General features: G+C 67.6%; 18 protein-coding genes and 1 riboswitch. Of the genes, 9 read left to right on the forward strand and 9 right to left on the reverse strand.

All coding sequences use genetic code 11. The annotated features are described in order from the left end of the window. Positions 1 to 67 precede the first annotated feature (67 nt). On the reverse strand, positions 68 to 1318 hold the full coding sequence (locus BIX52_RS08560; protein ID WP_075220603.1) for a D-amino acid dehydrogenase: 1251 nt from the start codon (positions 1316 to 1318) through the stop codon (positions 68 to 70). Between the two features lie 127 nt (positions 1319 to 1445). Next, positions 1446 to 1533: riboswitch (glycine riboswitch) on the reverse strand. Between the two features lie 484 nt (positions 1534 to 2017). Between BIX52_RS08560 and BIX52_RS22810 the strand changes: the two genes are divergently transcribed. The 4 genes from BIX52_RS22810 to BIX52_RS08580 all read left to right on the forward strand — a co-directional run bounded on the left by BIX52_RS22810 (position 2018) and on the right by BIX52_RS08580 (position 6331). Further along, positions 2018 to 2395, forward strand: coding sequence for a glucose dehydrogenase (locus BIX52_RS22810; RefSeq protein WP_075220604.1), 378 nt, complete (start codon positions 2018 to 2020; stop codon positions 2393 to 2395). Continuing rightward, the gene (locus BIX52_RS08570; RefSeq protein ID WP_075220605.1) at positions 2395 to 4578 is read left to right on the forward strand and encodes a pyrroloquinoline quinone-dependent dehydrogenase; all 2184 of its coding nucleotides are present in this window, start codon (positions 2395 to 2397) and stop codon (positions 4576 to 4578) included. Before BIX52_RS22810 ends, BIX52_RS08570 begins: the two co-directional genes overlap by 1 nt. Positions 4579 to 4721: 143 nt before the next feature. Then, complete coding sequence (gene trpS, locus BIX52_RS08575) at positions 4722 to 5756, forward strand: tryptophan--tRNA ligase (RefSeq protein WP_075220606.1); 1035 nt, start codon at positions 4722 to 4724, stop codon at positions 5754 to 5756. Continuing rightward, positions 5756 to 6331: a hemerythrin domain-containing protein gene (locus BIX52_RS08580; RefSeq protein ID WP_075220607.1), complete on the forward strand. Its 576-nt coding sequence runs from the start codon at positions 5756 to 5758 to the stop codon at positions 6329 to 6331. The genes trpS and BIX52_RS08580 overlap by 1 nt, the downstream gene beginning before the upstream one ends. A gap of 81 nt (positions 6332 to 6412) precedes the next feature. On the opposite strand, the gene BIX52_RS08585 is transcribed toward BIX52_RS08580, so the two are convergent. From BIX52_RS08585 to BIX52_RS08595, 3 genes are read right to left on the reverse strand one after another with little or no spacing between them, the layout of a single operon-like run. Continuing rightward, positions 6413 to 6976, reverse strand: coding sequence for a Smr/MutS family protein (locus tag BIX52_RS08585; RefSeq protein ID WP_075220608.1), 564 nt, complete (start codon positions 6974 to 6976; stop codon positions 6413 to 6415). Further along, positions 6973 to 8148, reverse strand: coding sequence for a murein transglycosylase A (gene mltA, locus BIX52_RS08590; RefSeq protein WP_075220609.1), 1176 nt, complete (start codon positions 8146 to 8148; stop codon positions 6973 to 6975). The genes BIX52_RS08585 and mltA overlap by 4 nt, the downstream gene beginning before the upstream one ends. Before the next feature lie 15 nt (positions 8149 to 8163). Then, positions 8164 to 8874 carry a Tim44/TimA family putative adaptor protein gene (locus BIX52_RS08595; RefSeq protein ID WP_075220610.1) on the reverse strand — a complete coding sequence of 237 codons (711 nt, stop codon included), beginning with the start codon at positions 8872 to 8874 and terminating at the stop codon, positions 8164 to 8166. Positions 8875 to 9094: 220 nt separating this feature from the next. On the opposite strand from BIX52_RS08595, the gene BIX52_RS08600 reads away from it, so the two are divergent. Further along, a complete protein-coding gene (locus BIX52_RS08600) occupies positions 9095 to 9682 on the forward strand; it encodes an FxsA family protein (RefSeq protein WP_157956219.1) in 588 nt (195 codons plus the stop codon). 136 nt (positions 9683 to 9818) lie between these two features. Next, positions 9819 to 10307 (forward strand): protein-export chaperone SecB, encoded by a 489-nt coding sequence (gene secB / locus BIX52_RS08605; RefSeq protein WP_075220611.1) that lies wholly within the window; start codon positions 9819 to 9821, stop codon positions 10305 to 10307. Between the two features lie 18 nt (positions 10308 to 10325). Here secB and dnaQ read toward each other — a convergent pair whose 3' ends face one another. The 4 genes from dnaQ to BIX52_RS08625 all read right to left on the reverse strand — a co-directional run bounded on the left by dnaQ (position 10326) and on the right by BIX52_RS08625 (position 13410). Continuing rightward, complete coding sequence (gene dnaQ / locus BIX52_RS08610) at positions 10326 to 11045, reverse strand: DNA polymerase III subunit epsilon (protein WP_083550572.1); 720 nt, start codon at positions 11043 to 11045, stop codon at positions 10326 to 10328. A 97-nt stretch (positions 11046 to 11142) separates the two neighbouring features. Then, positions 11143 to 11736, reverse strand: coding sequence for a dephospho-CoA kinase (coaE, locus tag BIX52_RS08615; protein WP_075220612.1), 594 nt, complete (start codon positions 11734 to 11736; stop codon positions 11143 to 11145). 13 nt (positions 11737 to 11749) lie between these two features. Then, complete coding sequence (locus BIX52_RS08620; protein ID WP_075220613.1) at positions 11750 to 12559, reverse strand: shikimate dehydrogenase; 810 nt, start codon at positions 12557 to 12559, stop codon at positions 11750 to 11752. Beyond that, positions 12559 to 13410, reverse strand: coding sequence for a pyruvate, water dikinase regulatory protein (locus tag BIX52_RS08625; protein ID WP_075220614.1), 852 nt, complete (start codon positions 13408 to 13410; stop codon positions 12559 to 12561). Before BIX52_RS08625 ends, BIX52_RS08620 begins: the two co-directional genes overlap by 1 nt. A gap of 424 nt (positions 13411 to 13834) precedes the next feature. On the opposite strand from BIX52_RS08625, the gene hemE reads away from it, so the two are divergent. The 3 genes from hemE to rho all read left to right on the forward strand — a co-directional run bounded on the left by hemE (position 13835) and on the right by rho (position 16730). Then, the gene (gene hemE / locus BIX52_RS08630; RefSeq protein WP_342743820.1) at positions 13835 to 14848 is read left to right on the forward strand and encodes a uroporphyrinogen decarboxylase; all 1014 of its coding nucleotides are present in this window, start codon (positions 13835 to 13837) and stop codon (positions 14846 to 14848) included. Then, the gene (hemJ, locus tag BIX52_RS08635) at positions 14845 to 15276 is read left to right on the forward strand and encodes a protoporphyrinogen oxidase HemJ (RefSeq protein ID WP_075220616.1); all 432 of its coding nucleotides are present in this window, start codon (positions 14845 to 14847) and stop codon (positions 15274 to 15276) included. The genes hemE and hemJ overlap by 4 nt, the downstream gene beginning before the upstream one ends. Positions 15277 to 15473: 197 nt before the next feature. Further along, positions 15474 to 16730, forward strand: coding sequence for a transcription termination factor Rho (gene rho, locus BIX52_RS08640; RefSeq protein ID WP_075220789.1), 1257 nt, complete (start codon positions 15474 to 15476; stop codon positions 16728 to 16730). Between the two features lie 93 nt (positions 16731 to 16823). Here rho and BIX52_RS08645 read toward each other — a convergent pair whose 3' ends face one another. Further along, complete coding sequence (locus tag BIX52_RS08645; RefSeq protein ID WP_075220617.1) at positions 16824 to 18785, reverse strand: thioredoxin domain-containing protein; 1962 nt, start codon at positions 18783 to 18785, stop codon at positions 16824 to 16826. Positions 18786 to 18792: the final 7 nt, after the last annotated feature.

Genomic DNA, 18792 nt, shown 5'->3' on the forward strand with positions numbered 1-18792 from the left:
AAAAAGGCGCCCCTCGGGGCGCCTTTTCGCGTTGCCGGTTCGGATCGCCGGGCCGCCACGCAGGCCGTCAGGCGGCGCGCGCCACCACAGGCTGATGCACCGGACGGGAGGGGGCGATCTCCATCGCCACCTGGTCCGCGACCATCTCGGCCGTCGCGGCGGAGAGCGTCCAGCCGAGGTGACCGTGGCCGGTGTTGTAGAACACGCCCTGGCGCGAGCCACGGCCGACGCGGGGCATCATGTTCGGCATCATCGGGCGCAGGCCGGCCCACGGCACCGCATGCTCGGTCGACACCGCCGGGAAGTGCTTCTCGCACCAATCCACCAGCGGGCGCACCCGGTCGGAGCGGATGTCGAGGTTGGCGCCGTTGAACTCGGCCGTTCCGGCGATGCGCAGACGGTCCTCGCCGAGGCGCGACGAGACGATCTTCGCCTTGTCGTCCAGGAGCGAGATCCACGGCGCGGCCTTGCGGCTGAGCTCGTCCTTCAGCTCCACGGTGATGGAGTAGCCCTTCACCGGGTAGATATCGACCGTGTCGCCCAGCGTCTTGGCGATGGCGCGGCTCTTGATGCCGGCCGACACCACCACGCCGTCGAACGCCTGGTCGTGGCCGTCGGCGGTCACGCGCACGCCGCCGTCGACGGTTTGCACCGCGCCGACGTCGACACCGAAGCGCAGCGTGGCGCCGCGGCGGACCAGGGCACGGGCGAGACCCATGGAAAACTTATGGATGTCGCCGGAGGCGTCGCTCTCGGTCAGGAAGCCGCCGAGATAGTCGCCCTTCAGCGCGGGCTCCACGTCCTTCACCTCGGCACCGGACAGCTCGCGCCGGGTGAGGCCGCCTTCGGCCAGCAGCGTGTTCACCGCGCGTGCGTGGGCCATGTCCTTCTGCGACGTATAGAAGTGCAGGATACCGCGGTTTTCGAGGTCGAAGTCGATGCCTTCGCGCTCGGCCATCTCGAACAGCACGGCGCGGGCGGCGATCGCCATGCGCACGGTCTCGACCGTGTTGGCCTTGTAGTGCGGGATGTTGGCGAGGAACTTCGCCATCCAGCCGATCTTATGCAGCGTCGGGCGCGGGTTCACGAGGAGCGGGGCGTCCGCCTGGAGCATCCACTTGAGGCCCTTGAGGACGGTGCCCCACTGGGTCCAGGTCTCGGCATTGGAGGCGGAGAGCTGGCCGCCATTGGCGAAGCTCGTCTCCATCGCTGCATAGCGGTTCTTGTCGAAGACGGTGACTTCGAAGCCGCGGTCCATGAGGGCGTAGGCGGTGGTCAGGCCGGTGATGCCAGCGCCGATGACGGCAATGTGAGACATGAATGGGCTCCCGTGCGGTCGCGCATTGCGCCGCGGGTGCCCCCTCCGTGCTTGAACCTGAGAGCTTCACCCTGCCGAAGCGGGGCTTTCTCCTACGGTGGGCCTTGCGGCCACTTTCCGGAGTGTTGAGGCGACGCCGGTCCTGGGACCTGAGAGTTTCCGGGGCGGTTGCTCCTTCGGCGGCGGGTTGCCCCGCCTTCTCCCGGCGTCGTCTTGTATGGCCGCGATATAGCCGCGGCCCCCGCACCGCGCAAGATCCAACCTCCTGCTCCGACGATAATATTTACTTCGGCCAGCGATCTCGCGCCGATAGGACAAAATGAACCTCCGCATCGCAATTCGCGGAAACGTCGGTGAACATTTCCCTATGAGCACAGGGGCGCCGAACGGGGGTCGTCAGGCTGTACGCTGCACAAATCCAAAATCCTTTCAGATTGAATGGATTAGGCGCGAACTTTCCGTGCGACATTTAATGATCATCTGACGAACCAACGCAGTCGCGATGCGTTTGCCCCTTATGTCGGTGATTGAATTCCTTGCTGGCCTGCCGGTGTCGTTCCGCAGCGCGCCCTCCGGGGCATGGCGCGGAGCGACCGGACCGGACGCCGCGGGAACGGCTCGGCCTCCCCTGGCACCGTTCCCCCGGCCATGCCCCAGCCTTTCGATGCCGTCTCGCTCAAACTTCAAAGTGAGGGAATTATGGTGGCGCCTTCCACATCGCCGCACGCGCGGCCGCGCACCCACTGGGCAACGACGCTGATCGCCATCGTCGTCGCGCTGCTCGGTCTTCCGCTTCTCGGCCTCGGGGCCTGGCTCATCGTCCTCGGCGGCAGTTGGTACTATGCGCTTGCCGGACTCGGCCTCGTCATCGTTGCCGCCCTCCTCGCCCGCCGCTCCATGGCCGCGATCTGGCTCTATCTCCTCGTCTGGCTGGCCACGCTCGGCTGGGCCTATTGGGAGGTCGGCCTCGACTATTGGGCCCAGGTGCCGCGCGTCGTCGCCCCCACCATCCTCCTGGTGATCCTGCTCCTCTTCACGCCGCTCCTGTCCGGCCGCAAAACCGAGGGTGCACGCTGATGCCCGTTTCGCCCAAACCCCTCCTCGCAGCGCTGCTCGTCTCCAGCGCTTTGACCGCGCCGGCGCTGGCCCAGGCCCCCGCAGAGACCACGCCCGACCCCCTGCCCGCCGCCACCGGCACGACCACGCCCGAAGCGACCCCGGCGGTCGACGCCGACACGGACGATGCGGCAGGTGCGCCGGAGGACGAAATCGCGGCGCCGACCGCCGCCGAACCGGACCCCGGCACCCAACCGCAGCAGAGCGCCAGAGCGCCGCAGCCACAGCCCGCCGTCGGCACCGACTGGCCCTTCTGGGGCGGGGACGCCAACGCCCAGCGCTATTCGCCGCTGGACCAGATCACGCCGCAAAATGTCGGCCGGCTCGAAAAGGCCTGGACCTTCCACACCGGCGACCTTCCCACCGGCTCGGCGGCCGGCAAATATTCGCCGGAGGTCACGCCGCTGAAGATCGGCGACAATCTCGTCATGTGCACGGCGATGAACAATCTCATCTCCGTCAACGCCGCGACGGGCGAGAAGAACTGGGAATTCGACGCCGAGGTCTCCAACGACGCCATCCCCTACGGCGCCACCTGCCGCGGCGTCTCCACCTATACGGCGCCCGATCTGCCGGACGACGCGCCGTGCAAGGTGCGCATCATCGAAGGCACCCTCGACGCGCGGCTGATCGCCGTCGACGAGGCGACGGGCGCGCTCTGCCAGGACTTCGGCGAGAACGGCCAGGTGGACCTGTGGCAGGGCATCGGCGAGAAGGTCCCCGGCTGGTACTCGGTCACCGCGCCGCCCGCCATCGTCCGCGGCATCGCCGTCACCGGCGCGCAGGTGAAGGACGGCCAGGCCGAGGACGCCCCGTCCGGCGTCATCCGCGGCTACGACGCGGTAACGGGCGAACTCGTCTGGGCCTGGGACATGGGCGCACCGGAGGCCAACCGGAACGGCCCGCCCGAGGGCGAAACCTACACCCGCGGCACGCCCAACATGTGGACCACCGCCACCGCCGACGAGGAACTCGGCCTCGTCTACCTGCCGATGGGCAACTCCTCGGTCGACTATTGGGCGTCCAACCGAGCCGACTACGAGCACGACTGGTCGACGAGCCTCGTCGCCATCGACGTGACCACGGGCGAGCCGGCCTGGAGCTTCCAGACCGTCCACCGCGACGTGTGGGACTACGACCTCGGGTCCCAGGTGACGCTGATCGACTATCCGAACGGCGACGGCTCGACGACGCCGGCGATCATCCTGCCGTCCAAGCAGGGCGACATCTACATTCTCGACCGCGCCACAGGCGAGGCACTGACCCCGGTGGGTGAGATCGCGGTGCCGTCCCGCGGCGACCTGGAGCCGGAGGCCCTCTCCGCGACGCAGCCGGTGTCCGAATGGCACACGCTGAGGAAGCCGGACCTCGAAGAGAAGGACATGTGGGGCTTCTCCCCCATCGACCAGCTGTGGTGCCGCATCCAGTTCGCCCGCGCGCGCTATGAAGGCTTCTACACCCCGCCGACCACCGAGACGCGGTGGATCCAGTACCCCGGCTACAACGGCGGCAGCGACTGGGGATCCATCGCCTACGACCCCGAGCGCGGCCTCATCATCGCCAACTACAACGACATTCCGAACTACAACCGCCTCATCCCGCGCGACGAGCCGCTGGCCCCGCCCATCTACGAACAGACGGACGGCGGCGATGCCGGCGGCAAGGCGGAAGGTGCCGGCGATCCGCAGGTGGGCGCGCCCTACGGCATCTCGGTCAACGCCGGCTGGCGCAACTTCACGGGCATTCCCTGCACCTCGCCCCCCTATGGCGGCATCCGCGCGATCGACATCAACACCGGCGAGACGGTGTGGGACACGCCCATCGGCACCGCGCGCCGCAACGGACCGTGGGGGATAAAGTCCTACCTGCCGTTCAAGATCGGCACGCCGAACAACGGCGGCTCGGTCATCACCAAGAGCGGCCTGATCTTCATCGGTGCGGCCACGGACAATCTCTTCCGCGCGATCGACACGGCGACGGGCGAGACGCTGTGGTCTGACGTCCTGAACGGCGGCGGTCAGGCCAACCCGATCACCTACGAGGTGGACGGTGAGCAATATGTCCTCATCGCACCGGGTGGGCATCACTTCATGGAAACCGAGGTCACCGACGAGGTGGTCGCCTACAAGCTGCCGCGCGACTGATCCTCGGCGGGCCCTTCCGTCCGGCCGCCTGCCGGGCGGTCGGCCCCCGTCACCGCGACGCGCGGACCGGTCCCAGCCGGTCCGCGCTTGCTGTTTGGGCCCGTGGGCGATAAACGGCCCCATCACCAAACAGCGCCGTCGATATGCCTTTCACACCCCGCGTCTTCTCGGGCGTCCAGCCCACCGGCCAGCTGCACCTTGGCAACTACCTCGGTGCCGTGCGCCGTTTCGTGGCCATGCAGGACGACTATCCGTGCATCTATTGCGTGGTGGACCTCCACGCGATCACGATGTGGCAGGACCCCAAAGAGCTGATCGACGCCACCTATAGCGTCACCGCCGCCTACCTGGCGGCCGGCATCGACCCGAAAAAGTCCATCGTCTTCAACCAGAGCCGGGTGACGGCCCACGCCGAACTCGCCTGGATCTTCAACTGCGTCGCCCGCATGGGCTGGCTCAACCGCATGACGCAGTTCAAGGAGAAGGCCGGCAAGGACAAGGAGAACGCCTCCACGGGCCTCTTCGTCTACCCGAACCTGATGGCGGCCGACATTCTGGCCTACCAGGCGACCCACGTCCCCGTGGGCGACGACCAGAAGCAGCACCTGGAACTGACGCGCGATATCGCCCAGAAGTTCAACCACGACTATGCCGAGCGGCTGGCCGAACTCGGCTACGGCGAGGACGGGCTCTTTCCGATGACCGAGCCCATCATCCAGGGCCCGGCAACGCGCGTCATGAGCCTGCGCGACGGGTCGAAGAAGATGTCGAAGTCCGAGGCCTCTGACGCGAGCCGCATCAACCTGACGGACGATGCCGACGCCATCGCCCAGAAGATCCGCAAGGCGAAGACGGATCCGGAGCCTCTGCCGTCGGACGTGAAGGGCTTGGAAGGCCGGCCGGAGGCGGACAACCTCGTCGGCATCTATGCCGCGCTCGCCTCCACCACCAAGGAGGCCGTGCTGACCGACCATGGCGGCCAGGGCTTCTCGGCCTTCAAGCCCGCCTTGGCGGAGCTCGCGGTGGAGGTGCTGGCGCCGATGAACGCCGAGATGCGCCGCCTTCTGGACGATCGCGCCCACCTCGACGCCGTGCTGACCGACGGTGCCGAGCGCGCCCACGCCATTGCCGCGCCGATCCTGCGCGACGTGAAACGCGTCGTCGGCTTCGTCTCCTGATGAGCGGCGCCGACGGCCTGTTCGAGCGTGTGCCCTTCACGGACGAGATCGCGGTCCTGCGCGATCTCTACCCGCGCTCGGTCTGGCCGGGCCACAAGAACCTCGGCCAGACGGCGAAATTCTGGCTGCAGCGGCACGACATGTTCCGCGAGCTGGGCGAGATGATGACCACTGGCGCCGGCGCCTTCCTGGAGAACCAGGACGATCCGCGCGCCTTCATGGGGTGGCTTGCCCCGCGCCTGAACCTCTTCCTGCGCGAGCTCCACTCGCACCACCATGTCGAGGACGTGCACTATTTCCCGATCTTCCGCGCGGCGGATGAGCGGCTGGGGCGCGGGTTCGACATTCTGGACGCGGACCATCACACGATCGACGCGCTGATCCACGATATCGCCGGCACCGCGATGACCCTCCAGACCGCGATCCAGACGCGCGGCGAGGTGCGCCGGGCGGCCGACGCCTTCGCACAGCAGCTCGGCCACACCACCACCGGCCTCATCCGCCATCTCGACGACGAGGAGGACATCGTCGTGCCGCTGATCCTCGACCGCACCGAGGTGAAGCTCGGCGTCTGACGTCGCCCCCGACCTCTGAGGAACGGAGTCTCGTCGGCCTATCGTCGCCGCGCGCCTCGCACGCCGCCACCTGCCGGCCGATCACCGTTTGGGCGTACGCAGCCGGACATAGAGCGCGCCGTCGCCGCCGTGAGCGGCGTGGGCCGGACCGAAGGTGACGACGTGGGGCGCAAGCTCGCGGCTCGTGAGCCAGTGGGGCACGCTGCGGCGAAGAACGCCCCTGCCTTCACCGAAGCCGCGCGCCGGCCCCATCCCCTTCCCGGTGATGACCAGCACCACGCGCCGCCGCATCCCCGCTGACGAGACGATGAACCGCACCAGGGCGCCGTGCGCCTCCTCCTGCGTCATGCCGTGCAGGTCGATCCGCCCGTCGATGGTCACCACCCCGCGTGCCAGCTTGCGCCGCGTCTTGCGGTCGAGGTCGGCGGGCGCGCGGGAGGGACCGGGCGCGGTCTTGGGCGCCGGATCGGGCGTACGCGGCGCCGGCTCGGGCGGCGAGCCCGCCTGTTGCGGGACGGGCGGTTCCGTCTCGACAGGCGGTGGCTCCGGTGCGGGGGGCTGCGGCTTCAGCGGCGTGACCGAGCGCGACACGCGGGTCCACAGCTCCTTCTCACCGCTCGTCAGATCCCGGCGGCGGCGCGTCATGATGCTGTCCCGTCATCCGCTCCGGCGGCATCCGAAGGGGCCTCGCTCGCCTCGCCCCCGGCGCTCTGGCCTCCACGGGGGGCGCCGTGGCCGGCCGACCGGTGCGCAGGTGCCCGCTCGGCCAGCGGCCCTGTGCCGCCGCGCGCGCCCGGAATGATGCCCTTCGGCAGAAACAGCGTCATCACCGCCGGAGCCTTCACCCGTCCCGCGATCTCGCCCGCCTCGGCGCCTGTGCCGATGAAGAGGTCACCCCGCGCCGGGCCGATGATCGCCGACCCCGCATCCTCGGCCATGACCACGCCGGCGAAATCGCCCGTCGGGAGCCTCGTCTGAAGATGGATCGGCGTGCCGAGGCCGATGAAGGCCCGATCGACCGCCAGACTGCGCATCGGCACCAGCGGCACGCCTCCGGCCGCCGCCGGTCCGAGGGCGGGATCGCCCATCGGCCGCTCGCGGAAGAAGACGTAGGAGCGGTTGGCGTTCAGAATCTCGGGCACGATCCCTGGCCGCGCGGCGAGCACCGCGCGGATCGACTGCATCGTCGCGCCGCCCTCCGGCAAGAGCCCGCGGTCGATCATCACGCGCCCGATCGCCGTATAGGAATGGCCCGTCTTGCCGTGATAGCCGATGCGCATCGCGCCGCCGTCGGTGAACCTCAGCCGCGCCGAGCCCTGCACCTGGGCAAAGAATGCGTCCACCGGGTCGGCGACGAGGGCGAGCTCCAGCCCCATCGCGTCCAGCGCTCCGCCGCCGATCGCCTCACGGTCCGGATAAGGCTCGACGCCCCCCGCCACCGCCCTCCCCCATGTGCCGTCGCCCGGCAGGTCGGCCTGCGGAGGCACCCGAACGAGGTCCGGCGGCCGGCGAAGAAGCGGGGTTTGAAACGGCCCGGTGCGGGTGCGCGATGCGTCGATCACCGGCTCATAATAGGCCGTGACGAAACCGGGTTCAGCAACCCGCCAGGCATCGAAGGTGTCCACCACGATGGCGTTGGCGCTGCGGCCGCGCGGGACCAGCGCTTCGGCGATCGCACACAGCCACGCGGCCTGTGCGGGCCGCGCGGCGATGGCCGGATCGAGATGGCGGGCAACCCCGGTGAGAAGGGCCTCTGCCTCGCGCTCACACCAGCCGGGAAGGCCGGCGATCGGGGTTTGAACCGCCGGGCCGTTCATTCGCTGTGCCGTCCGTCAGGCGGATTCGGTGGCGACCAGGGTCCAGTTCGGGTTGGGCGAGTCCACCTGGCGCTCGAACGTCCACACGTCCACAACGTCGGTCACCTTGTTGGGGTCACCGTCGATCAGAGTGCCGTCGCGGTCGTAGGTGGCGGTGATCATCTGGCTGTCGATCCGCGCGGTGACGCGGGCGATCTTGCCCTTCAGCGACGCATCGGTGATGGCCATCTTGTCGATCCCGATGAGGGTGGTCGACATCGTCTGCCCCTTCGCCTCGCGATCGGCGATCGCCGCGGAGAAGCCTTCCATCACCTCTTCGGACAGGAGCGGGCGCAGATTGTCGCGCTCGCCGGCGGCGAAGGCGGTAACGATCATCTCGTACGCCATCTGCGCGCCGTTGAGGAACGGCTTCGGCTCGAACGAGGGGTCGGCGACGATGATGTCGCGCAGCGCATTGTAGACCGGGGTGTCCTTGGTCGCGATCGTCTTCAGCCGCTCTTCGACGACGCTGGGCTCGGGCGACGCGGTGTCCTGACCGGACGGCTGGCGCGGAAGGGCGACCACATTATCGTTGCCGCGGGATTCTCCGCTGCTGCGGGCGGTGTAGCGGTCCATCGGCGGACGCTCGTTCCCTGTCCTGCGGCCCAGCACGCTACGGAGCCGCAGAAAAATCGCCACAGCCAGCGCGAGGATCATCAAATTGTAGATGTCGAAGAATTCACTCATCCACTGGTAACCTGTCAGCCCGTGTCCTGAGCCCTGCCGCGGCGCGCACCGCGTTTCGCCCTCAACACCACACATAAGACGCCGCGAAGCGTCGTACAGGTGTCGAATGCAGCACGGCGTGCGGCGGACCGTATCGGACTGCGCGGGGCGGGTCTACGCCCAACGGTCGAAAAGGCCGGCGGCGCTTCCCATATTGCGCCGAGTGCAAAGGGAAAATGTCGTGATCCGCTCCATCCTCTTCGTCTTGCTCCTGATCGTGCCGATCGCCGAAATCGCCGTGTGTCTCACGGTCGGCAGCGCGATCGGCGTGCTGCCGACGCTTCTCATCATCATCGCGACGGCGGTCCTCGGCGCGGCCTTGTTGAAGCGGCAGGGAGTCGCCGCGTTCGCCCGCCTTCAGTCGGACATGAAGGAGGGGCGCGTGCCGGCTGCGGCAATCGGTCAGGCCATCACGGTGGGCATCGCCGGGGTGCTGCTCCTCACGCCGGGCTTCATCACCGATGCGGTCGGCTTTCTCCTCTTCATTCCCAAGGTGCGCGCGTGGCTGTGGCAGCAGATTTCCGGCTCCGTAAAGGTCTACGACGCCAGCGGCCGCACCGGGTCCAGCCCGTTCGGTGGCGGGTCCGGCAGCTTCGGGGGCTCCCCGTTCGGCGGATCGCAGGGGGCGCGGCCGCGCCCCGGCAATCCGCGCGTGATCGACCTGGAGGCCGAAGAGGTGCGACAGGGGCCCGGCAGCGGCTCGTCCGGCACCGATCCCTCGTCCGACCCCGATCCCTCGACACCGTGGCGGCAGGGTCCGCGCGACTGAACGGCGGCGGTCTGACCGCCCTGCCGGGCATGGGCCGACGGTTGGGGCTGCCCCCGTGGGACGAAAGGCCCTAGGATTGTGGGCGCCAAAGTGTTAGCCCCGCGCCCAATCCTTTTTGTTCACCAACGGACTCACCATGACCGACGCCACGATGGGCGCCCCCGAAGGCCAGGCTCAGCCCTCGGTTCGCGTTCTCGCCCAGTACGTTAAAGATCTCTCTTTCGAAAATCCGCGGGCTCCGCTGTCGCTTCAGACGAACAACACGACCCCCGCCATCAATATTGGCGTCAACGTCGGCGCGCGGAACCTGTCGGAAACCGACTTCGAGGTGACGCTGTCGCTGGAATGCACCGCGGGCAAGGATGACGAGATCGCCTTCCAGGCCGAGCTCGCCTATGCGGGCGTGATCCGCGTCGGCGGTATGAAGCCGGAGCATGTGCAGCCGTTCCTGCTGATCGAAGGGCCGCGCCTTCTCTTCCCGTTTGCGCGTCAGATCATCGCCGACGCGGTGCGCAACGGCGGCTTCCCGCCGCTGATGATCGACCCGATCGACTTCGTGGCGCTCTACCGCAAGAACCTCGAGCGTGCGCAGTCCGCGCAGCAGCAGGCCCCGAAGGCCAACTGATCCGCTCCGGCGGTCGCCTTATTCGGCGGCGATCGCCGGGCGTTCCTCCGCGGGCTGCGGCATCACCTTGGCCCAGACGGAGTCCTTGAACGTCGCCATGAAGGCGGCGTGGGCGGCGCGCTCCGCCTCCGTCAGCCGCGGCGCCAGCGGCACGGGGCGCGGCTTGTGGCGCAGCGGGCCGGCCGCTCTGTCGCCCCCCGAACCGGCACCGCCCAGCACCAGCGTCGCCTGGCGCCCGCCGGTCAACTCCAGATAGACTTCCGCCAGAAGCTCAGCGTCGAGCAGGGCGCCGTGCTTGGTGCGGCGCGAGGAATCGACGCCGTAACGCGCGCACAAGGCGTCCAGCGAGTTGGCGCCGCCGTGCTTGCGGCGGGCAATGGACAAGGTGTCCACCACCTGATGCGGCGGGATCGCCTCCTTGCCGCAGCGCTTCAGCTCGTGATTCAGAAAGTTGACGTCGAATGAGGCGTTGTGGGCGACGAGGTTGGCGTCCCCCAGGAAGGCCACGAAATCGTCCACCACCTGCGCGAAGACCGGCTTGTCGGCCAGGAAGTCGGCCGAGATGCCGTGGACGCGGAAGGCTTCCTCCGGCATGTCCCGCTCGGGATTGATGTAGACGTGGAAGACGTTGCCGGTCGGAATCGCGTTCAGCACCTCGACGGCGCCGATCTCGACCACGCGGTCGCCGGTTGCCGGGTCGAGGCCGGTGGTTTCGGTGTCGAGCACGATTTCGCGCAAGGCTGGCCTCCCTGCCAAGGCGGCGATCAGAAACTTCGCCGCCTGGAACCCGCCGACAGTGCCACAGGGCGGGGCCGATTTCACCCGCAGCGGGCGGTTAAGCGAGAGCCATCAACGCTTTGCGAACCGCGCCGACCTGCCGCGCCGCATCCTCGACGCTCGTCCCGGTGTCGATGACGAAGTGGGCTCCCGCGCGTTTCTCCGCGTCCGGCAACTGCTTGGCGAGGATGGCGGCAAAGGTCTCCTCCGTCATATCCGGCCGCGCCAGCACGCGCGCGCGCTGCACGTCGGCCGGCGCGCTGACGACGACCACCGCGCCGACATCGCGGTTGCGCCCTGTCTCGAACAGCAGTGGCACGTCGAGGATGGCGAGGCGCGCCCTCGCCTCCCGCGCGGCGGCGAGGAAGGCCTCCTGGTCGGCGCGCACCAGCGGGTGAACGATCGCCTCCAGCCGCGCCATCGCCTCGGGTTTGCCGAGAACATGGCCGCGCAGCCGCATGCGGTCGACGGCGCCATCCACGACGACGCCGGGAAAGGCGGCACCGACAGGCTCCACCGCCGCGCCGCCCGCCGCATAGAGCCGGTGGACCGCCGCGTCGGAATCGTAGACCGGGTCGCCCGCCGCCTTGAACAGGGCCGCCGTGGTGGACTTGCCCATGCCGATGGAGCCGGTCAGGCCGACGATGATCATCGCCGCGCTCCCGTCATAATGTGGCGACCACCTTGGCGCGCAGGGCGGCATCCACCTCCGGACGGAAGCCGAACCACTTCTCGAACCCCACCGTCGCCTGGTGGATCAGCATGCCGAGCCCGTCGACCGTGGTGAGGCCCCGCGCGGCGGCCGCCTCCAGAAGCGGCGTTCGCAGCGGGTTGTAGACGATGTCCGCCACCACCGCACCCGCAGGCAGCGGGGCGAGGTCGACCTTGAGCGGCTCGTGCCCGTCCATCCCGAGCGAGGTGGTGTTGACGAGGAGGTCCGCCTCGCCCAGCAGCGCCGGGATGTCGTCCCACGCCATCGCCCGCGCGCCGACCTTCGCGGCCAGAAGCTCCGCCCGCTGCTGGCGCCGGTTGACGATGACGAGGTCCAGCCCCGCGTCGATCAACGCATCGCACACCGCGACCGAGGCGCCGCCCGCGCCGAGCACCAGGCCGCGCTTGGCGCTGCGCCAGTCCGGCGCCTGCTCGTCGAGGCTGGCGATGAACCCGGCACCGTCGCTGGACGTGCCGGCCAACGCGCCATCCTCCATCCACACCGTGTTGATGGAGTTGAGCCGCGCCCCGACGGGGTCCAGCCGCACATGCCCCGCCGCCGCGATCTTGTGCGGCACGGTGACGTTGACGCCGGTCAGCCCCATCGTCCCGAATTCGGCGAAGAAACGGTCCAGCTCCGCAGGGTGGACGGGCAGAAGCTCGTACCGGGCCTTTATGTCATACCGCTCGAACCAATGACCGAAGATCATCGGCGAGCGCGAGTGGGCCACGGGAAATCCCACGAGTCCGACGCGCGTGACCATCAGAAGTCTTCCGCCAGGCCGCCCGAACCGTAGCGCCGGTCCGACAGCAGCGCGACGATCGCCGCCGCGGTTTCCTCGATCGACCGGCGCGTGACGTCGATCAGCGGCCAGCCGTTCTCCGCGCAGAGCTTGCGCGCATAGGTCACCTCCTTCGCCACCGCCTGACGATTGACGTAGGTGGAGCCCTTGCGCTCGGCGTTCATGGAAATGAGCCGGTTTTCGCGCAAGGCGACGATTCGCTCAGGGCTCGCCGTCAGCCCGACCACCAGCGCCCGGCGCGCATCGAACAGGTTCGGCGGCAACGGCAAGTCCGTCACGATGGGAAGGTTGGTCGCCCTCACCCCGCGGTGCGCCAGATAGATGGACGTCGGCGTCTTCGACGTGCGCGACACGCCGATCAGCACCACGTCCGCCTCGTCGATATCGTCCGGCAGCGCACCGTCATCGTGGCGCATGGCGAAGTTCAGCGCCTCGATCCGGCGGAAATAGCTCGCGTCCAGCTCGTGCTGCGCGCCGATGCGCGACGCCTTCTGCACGTTGAGGTAGGTCTGAAACACCGCGACCAGCGGGTCGAGAACGTCGATGCAGGGAAGGCCGAGCTCGTTACAGGTCGCCTGCAGCCGGGTCAAAATGTCCGGGTCCACCAGCGTGAACATGACGATGCCGGGGGCGTCCTCGATCTCGGCCAGAACGCGGTCGAGCTGCCGATCGGAGCGCACCAGCGGGTAGACGTGCTCGATCGCCTCCACATCCTCATAACGCGCGACGGCCGCCCGCGAGGCCGTCATCAGGGTCTCGCCGGTGGAGTCCGACACGAGATGTACGTGGACAAACGTGCGTTTTCGGTTCACGGACGCCTTCGCAACTTGAGGATCACTGTGGAGAACGTCGTGACCGGAGAGGCGCGCCAGCGCAAGCCTGTGGATTCACCTCTTGTTAATCCACTGCTGCATCCCCGGCACTCGATCGGTGGACAGGCGTGTGAGCGAAAGAGAGCGGCGCGTCCGGCGATTGCGCCTTTGCCTCGGCCTTCCACAACCCCTCGCCCTGAAATTACCGCATCGCCGATGAGGCGCCGTGCGGTGTCCAGCACGAAATCGAAGGCGTTGATCCAATGTGTGAACAGTGGCTTTGCGGCAACGCGGCGCGTCGCCCCCAGGCTCTCAATAGCGTGAATGAACCGGTGATCCCCGCGATTCGGCGGCCATCAGAATCATCAGATCTTCTTAAATAAAGATTGATAGATTGATGAACGGTAAACGAGACGGCATACAGATGCTCGTGCAAGCCTTGCGTGGCGAAAGGGTCACGCCGGCTCCGGTGTGGTTCATGCGCCAAGCCGGGCGCTACCTCCCCGAATATCGCGAGCTTCGCACCAAAGCCGCGTCCTTCCTCGAATTCTGCTACACGCCGGACCTCGCCGTCGAAGCCACGCTGCAGCCGATGCGCCGTTACGCCTTCGACGCCTCCATCGTGTTCTCGGACATCCTCGTCGTGCCCGACGCGCTCGGTCAGAAGACATGGTTTGTCACCGGCGAGGGTCCAAGGCTGGAGCCGATCACGAACGCGAGCGCGCTTTCGCTGAAGGGCTTCGACGCGCACCTTTCGCCGGTCTACGAGACCATTGCGCGGCTACGCGCAGAATTGCCGGCGGAGAAAGCGCTGCTGGGCTTCTGCGGCGCGCCGTGGACGCTGGCGACCTACATGATCGCCGGCAAAGGCGGCGGCGACCAGTTCGCGGCCCGCAAGGCGATGGCGGCCGACCCTGAAGCCTTCCGCGGCATCATCGACATGCTGGTCGAGGCCTGCTCGCGCCATCTGGTCGCCCAGGTCCGCGCCGGTGCCGACGCGCTGCAGATCTTCGACTCCTGGGCGAGCGCGCTCGACGAGGAGGGTTTCCACGAATGGTCCATCCGGCCCATCGGGGATATCGTGAAGAAGGTCCGCGCGGAGGTGGATGTGCCGATCATCGGCTTCCCCCGCGGCGCCGGGGCGGGCTACCAATCCTTCGTCGATGAAACGGGGGTGGATGGCGTGTCGATCGACTGGTCGGTGCCGATGGACTTTGCGCGCAACCTGCAGGGCCGCGGCGTCTGCGTTCAGGGCAATCTCGACCCCGCCCGGCTGGTGGCGGGCGGTCCGCAGCTCGACGCCGCCGTCGACCGGATCTGCGACGCGCTGAAGGACGGGCCATTCATCTTCAACCTCGGCCACGGCATCTCGCTCGAGACGCCGCCGGAGCACGTCGCGCAGGTGATCGCCCGCGTCAAAGAAAGGACTGCCGCATGACCGAGTATTATCATTGGATCAAGGCGGCGCACATCATCGCGGTCATCTGCTGGATGGCGGCGCTTCTCTACCTGCCGCGGCTGATGGTCTATCACGTGTCCGCCGAAACGGGGTCGGTGCAGTCCGAAACCTTCAAGGTCATGGAACGGCGCTTGATGCGCGGGATCGCCAACCCGTCGATGATCGCGACCTGGGTGTTCGGCCTGATGCTGGCCTACGTGCTCGACGCTTGGTCCATGGGCTGGTTCCACGCCAAGGTCGCGCTGGTGATCGCGATGACCGTGATCCACCACATGGCGGTGCGTTGGATGAAAGCCTTCCAGAAGGACGAGAACCGCCACTCGGCAAAATACTACCGGATCGCCAACGAAGTGCCGGCCGTGTTGATGCTCGGCATCGTGATTTTGGTGGTCGTCAAGCCGTTCTGAGGGCGCAAACAGCATTTTTGTGGGGTGGCGCCCTTGCGAACGGGCCTGAGGGCCTGTAGATAGGACGCCATCCATCGGTCGTTGCACCAAGGGCGCGCGTTCCCACCTTCCGCGCCGCGCACGTCCGGAGGACACCCCTCCTCCCTTATCCGCCCACCTCCGCGGCGATGTCCGTCATCCAGGACAACCAAATGCAAATGAAACTACAGGAGCTCAAGGCGAAGAGCCCCGGCGATCTCATCGCATTCGCCGAGGAGCACGAGGTCGAGAATGCCTCTACCCTGCGCAAGCAGGAACTGATGTTCGGCATTCTTAAGCAGCTCGCTAATAAAGATGTCGAAATTATCGGCGAGGGCGTCGTCGAAGTCCTGCAAGACGGCTTCGGCTTCCTCCGCTCCCCGGACGCCAATTACCTCCCCGGCCCTGACGATATTTACGTCTCCCCGTCGCAGATCCGCCGCTTCTCGCTGCGCACCGGCGACACGGTGGAGGGCCAGATCCGCAGCCCCAAAGAGGGCGAACGCTACTTCGCCCTCCTCAAGGTCAACACGATCAACTTCGAAGAGCCCGAAGCGGCACGGCACAAGATCCACTTCGACAATCTGACCCCGCTCTACCCCGACGAGCGGTTCAACATGGAGATCGACAACCCGACCTCCAAGGACTTCTCCGGCCGCGTCATCGACCTGGTCGTTCCGCTCGGCAAGGGCCAGCGCGGGCTGATCGTCGCCCCTCCCCGCACGGGTAAGACGGTCCTTCTGCAGAACATCGCGAAGTCCATCACCGCGAACCATCCGGACTGCTATCTCATCGTCCTCCTGATCGACGAGCGGCCGGAAGAAGTGACCGACATGCAGCGCTCGGTGCGCGGCGAGGTCGTCTCCTCCACGTTCGACGAGCCGGCCCAGCGCCACGTCGCGGTCGCCGAAATGGTGATCGAGAAGGCGAAGCGCCTGGTCGAGCATGGGCGCGACGTCGTCATCCTGCTGGACTCCATCACCCGCCTCGGCCGTGCGTACAACACGACCGTGCCGTCGTCCGGCAAGGTGCTGACCGGCGGTGTGGACGCCAACGCTCTGCAGCGCCCCAAGCGCTTCTTCGGTGCGGCCCGCAACATCGAGGAAGGCGGCTCGCTGACGATCATCGCGACCGCCCTGATCGACACCGGCAGCCGCATGGACGAAGTCATCTTCGAAGAGTTCAAGGGCACCGGTAACTCGGAAATCATCCTTGACCGCAAGGTGTCCGACCGCCGCGTGTGGCCGGCGATCGACATCCAGCGCTCCGGCACCCGCAAGGAAGAGCTGCTGGTCAAGAAGGAAGACCTCAAGAAGGTCTACGTCCTGCGTCGCATCCTCAACCCGATGGGCAGCGTGGACGCGATCGAGTTCCTCCTCGACAAGCTGCGTCAGACGAAGAACAACGGCGAATTCTTCGACTCCATGAACACCTGACACGCGGGGATTGCGCGCATCTTGAGGGCTGCGGCACTCGGATCCGGCAGAAGGCGGCGCTCCTCGAGCGTCGCCTTTTTTCGTGCCCTCCCCTCAATCCGGCTGCCACAGTGCGCTGGTGAGGTCGTCGGCGCCCGTCAACGGCAGCGAGCACACGCCGCGGCGGCAGATGATGGCGCTGCCCGCCGGGAGCGCTGCGGCGTTGGCGGGGTGGCCCTCGGGCGGCTGCGGCAGCGTCAGTGCGGTTGGATGGCCAGAGCGCATCGCCGCGGTGGCGAGCGCGGCATCGGCCGTCGTCACCGTCGCCGCCCTGTCGAGCTGATCGAGCCCGTTCACCATGCTGGCGCAACCGAAGACGTTGGCGGCCAACGCGCGGGCGTGGACCCGCAAGGTGGCCCGGGCCGCTTGCTCGAACCGCTCCGCCCCGGTCAGGGCCCACAGCGTTGCGAGGTTGTTAACCATAAGGCCGTTGGCATTCGGGACGGCCTCGTCGAGCGGGCTGGACGGGCGCATGATCAGCGCGTCGGCATCGTCGGCGGTCCAATAATATCCGCCGCCGGGTGCGCCGTAGTGGCGGGAGAGCGTATCGGTCCACAGGATGGCGTCGGCCAGCGCATCGCCCGGGCGCCCCGCTGCGACAAGGCTGAGCGCGGCCTTGATCATCGCCGCATAATCGAGCGCGAAACCCTGCCCGAGGCGGACCTTGCCCCTCACCGCGTGAATGAGGCGCCCGCCCTCCCCGAACGTCGCCTTGGCGTTGGCGTAGGTGGTCTCGGCGAGATCCAGCCAGTCCTCGCGGCCCAGCACGGCCCCGGCGCGCGCGAGTGCGGCGATGGTGAGGCCATTCCAGTCGGCCAGTGCCTTGTCGTCACGCGCAGGACGCGGTCGTCGCTCACGTGCGTCAAGGAGCTGCGCACGGCAGGCCGATAGAAATGCCTCCTCCTCCGGCTCGGCAAGTCCGTCCCGGTCGAGCCGGTGAAGCACGTTCGTGCGTTCCCAGTTGCCGTGCTCCGTCACGTTGTAGGCGGCGGCGAACCGGGCAGCGTGGGCGCCGAGCACGTCCTGAAGCTCGGCGAGGGTCCAGACGTAGAAGCGCCCCTCCTCGCCTTCGGAGTCCGCGTCGAGGCTGGCGGCGAAGAGACCGTCGACGCTCATCTCCCGCGTCAGCCAGGTGACGATTTCGTCGCAGCGCGTGGCGAGCAGCTCCGAACCCGTCGCTGCACTCACCTCCGCCATCAACGTGAGGATCTGCGCATTGTCGTAGAGCATCTTCTCGAAATGAGGCACATGCCATTGACCGTCGACGGAGTAGCGGGCGAGGCCGCCGCCGACATGGTCCCATATCCCGCCCATCCCGATGCGGCCGAGGGCGAGCGCAACGGCGTCGCGATAGGCCACGTCGCCGGTGCGGGCGAAGGCGCGCCACAGCACCTCGAACAGGCTGGCGTTGGGAAATTTGGGAGCGCCGCGCGTTCCGCCATTCACCGGGTCCATGATGCTGAGAAGCTGCCGCGCCGCCTTGTCGACCGTGTCCGCCGGCAACTCGCCCGGCTCGTTCTCGGTGGCGAGACGCTGGCGCAGTGCGGTGACGTTGTCGGTCACGATCGGCTGGCCCGCTGCGAACGCATCGGCCACGGCTGAGAGGACGTTCACGAATTTCGGCCTCCCGAAGCGCGCGTCCTTCGGAAAATAGGTGCCGCCGAAGAAAGGCTCGCCGTCCGGCGTCAGGAACATGGTCAGCGGCCACCCGCCTTGTTCGCCCGTGGCGTGGAGCGCGGCCATATAGATCTGGTCGATGTCGGGCCGTTCTTCCCGGTCGACCTTGATGTTGACGTAGCGGTCGTTCATCACCGCCGCCGTGGCCTCGTCTTCGAAGCTCTCGTGTGCCATCACATGGCACCAGTGGCAGGCGGCATAACCGACCGACAGAAGGATGGGTTTTCCCGTCCGCTGGGCTTCGGCGAGTGCCTCGGCGGACCATGGCCACCAATCGACGGGATTGTCCGCGTGTTGCAGCAGGTAGGGGCTGGCTTCCTGCGCCAGTCTATTGGCCATCGAGAAC

The sequence above is a fragment of the Acuticoccus yangtzensis genome (assembly GCF_001927245.1).
Classification (GTDB): Bacteria; Pseudomonadota; Alphaproteobacteria; order Rhizobiales; family Amorphaceae; genus Acuticoccus; species Acuticoccus yangtzensis.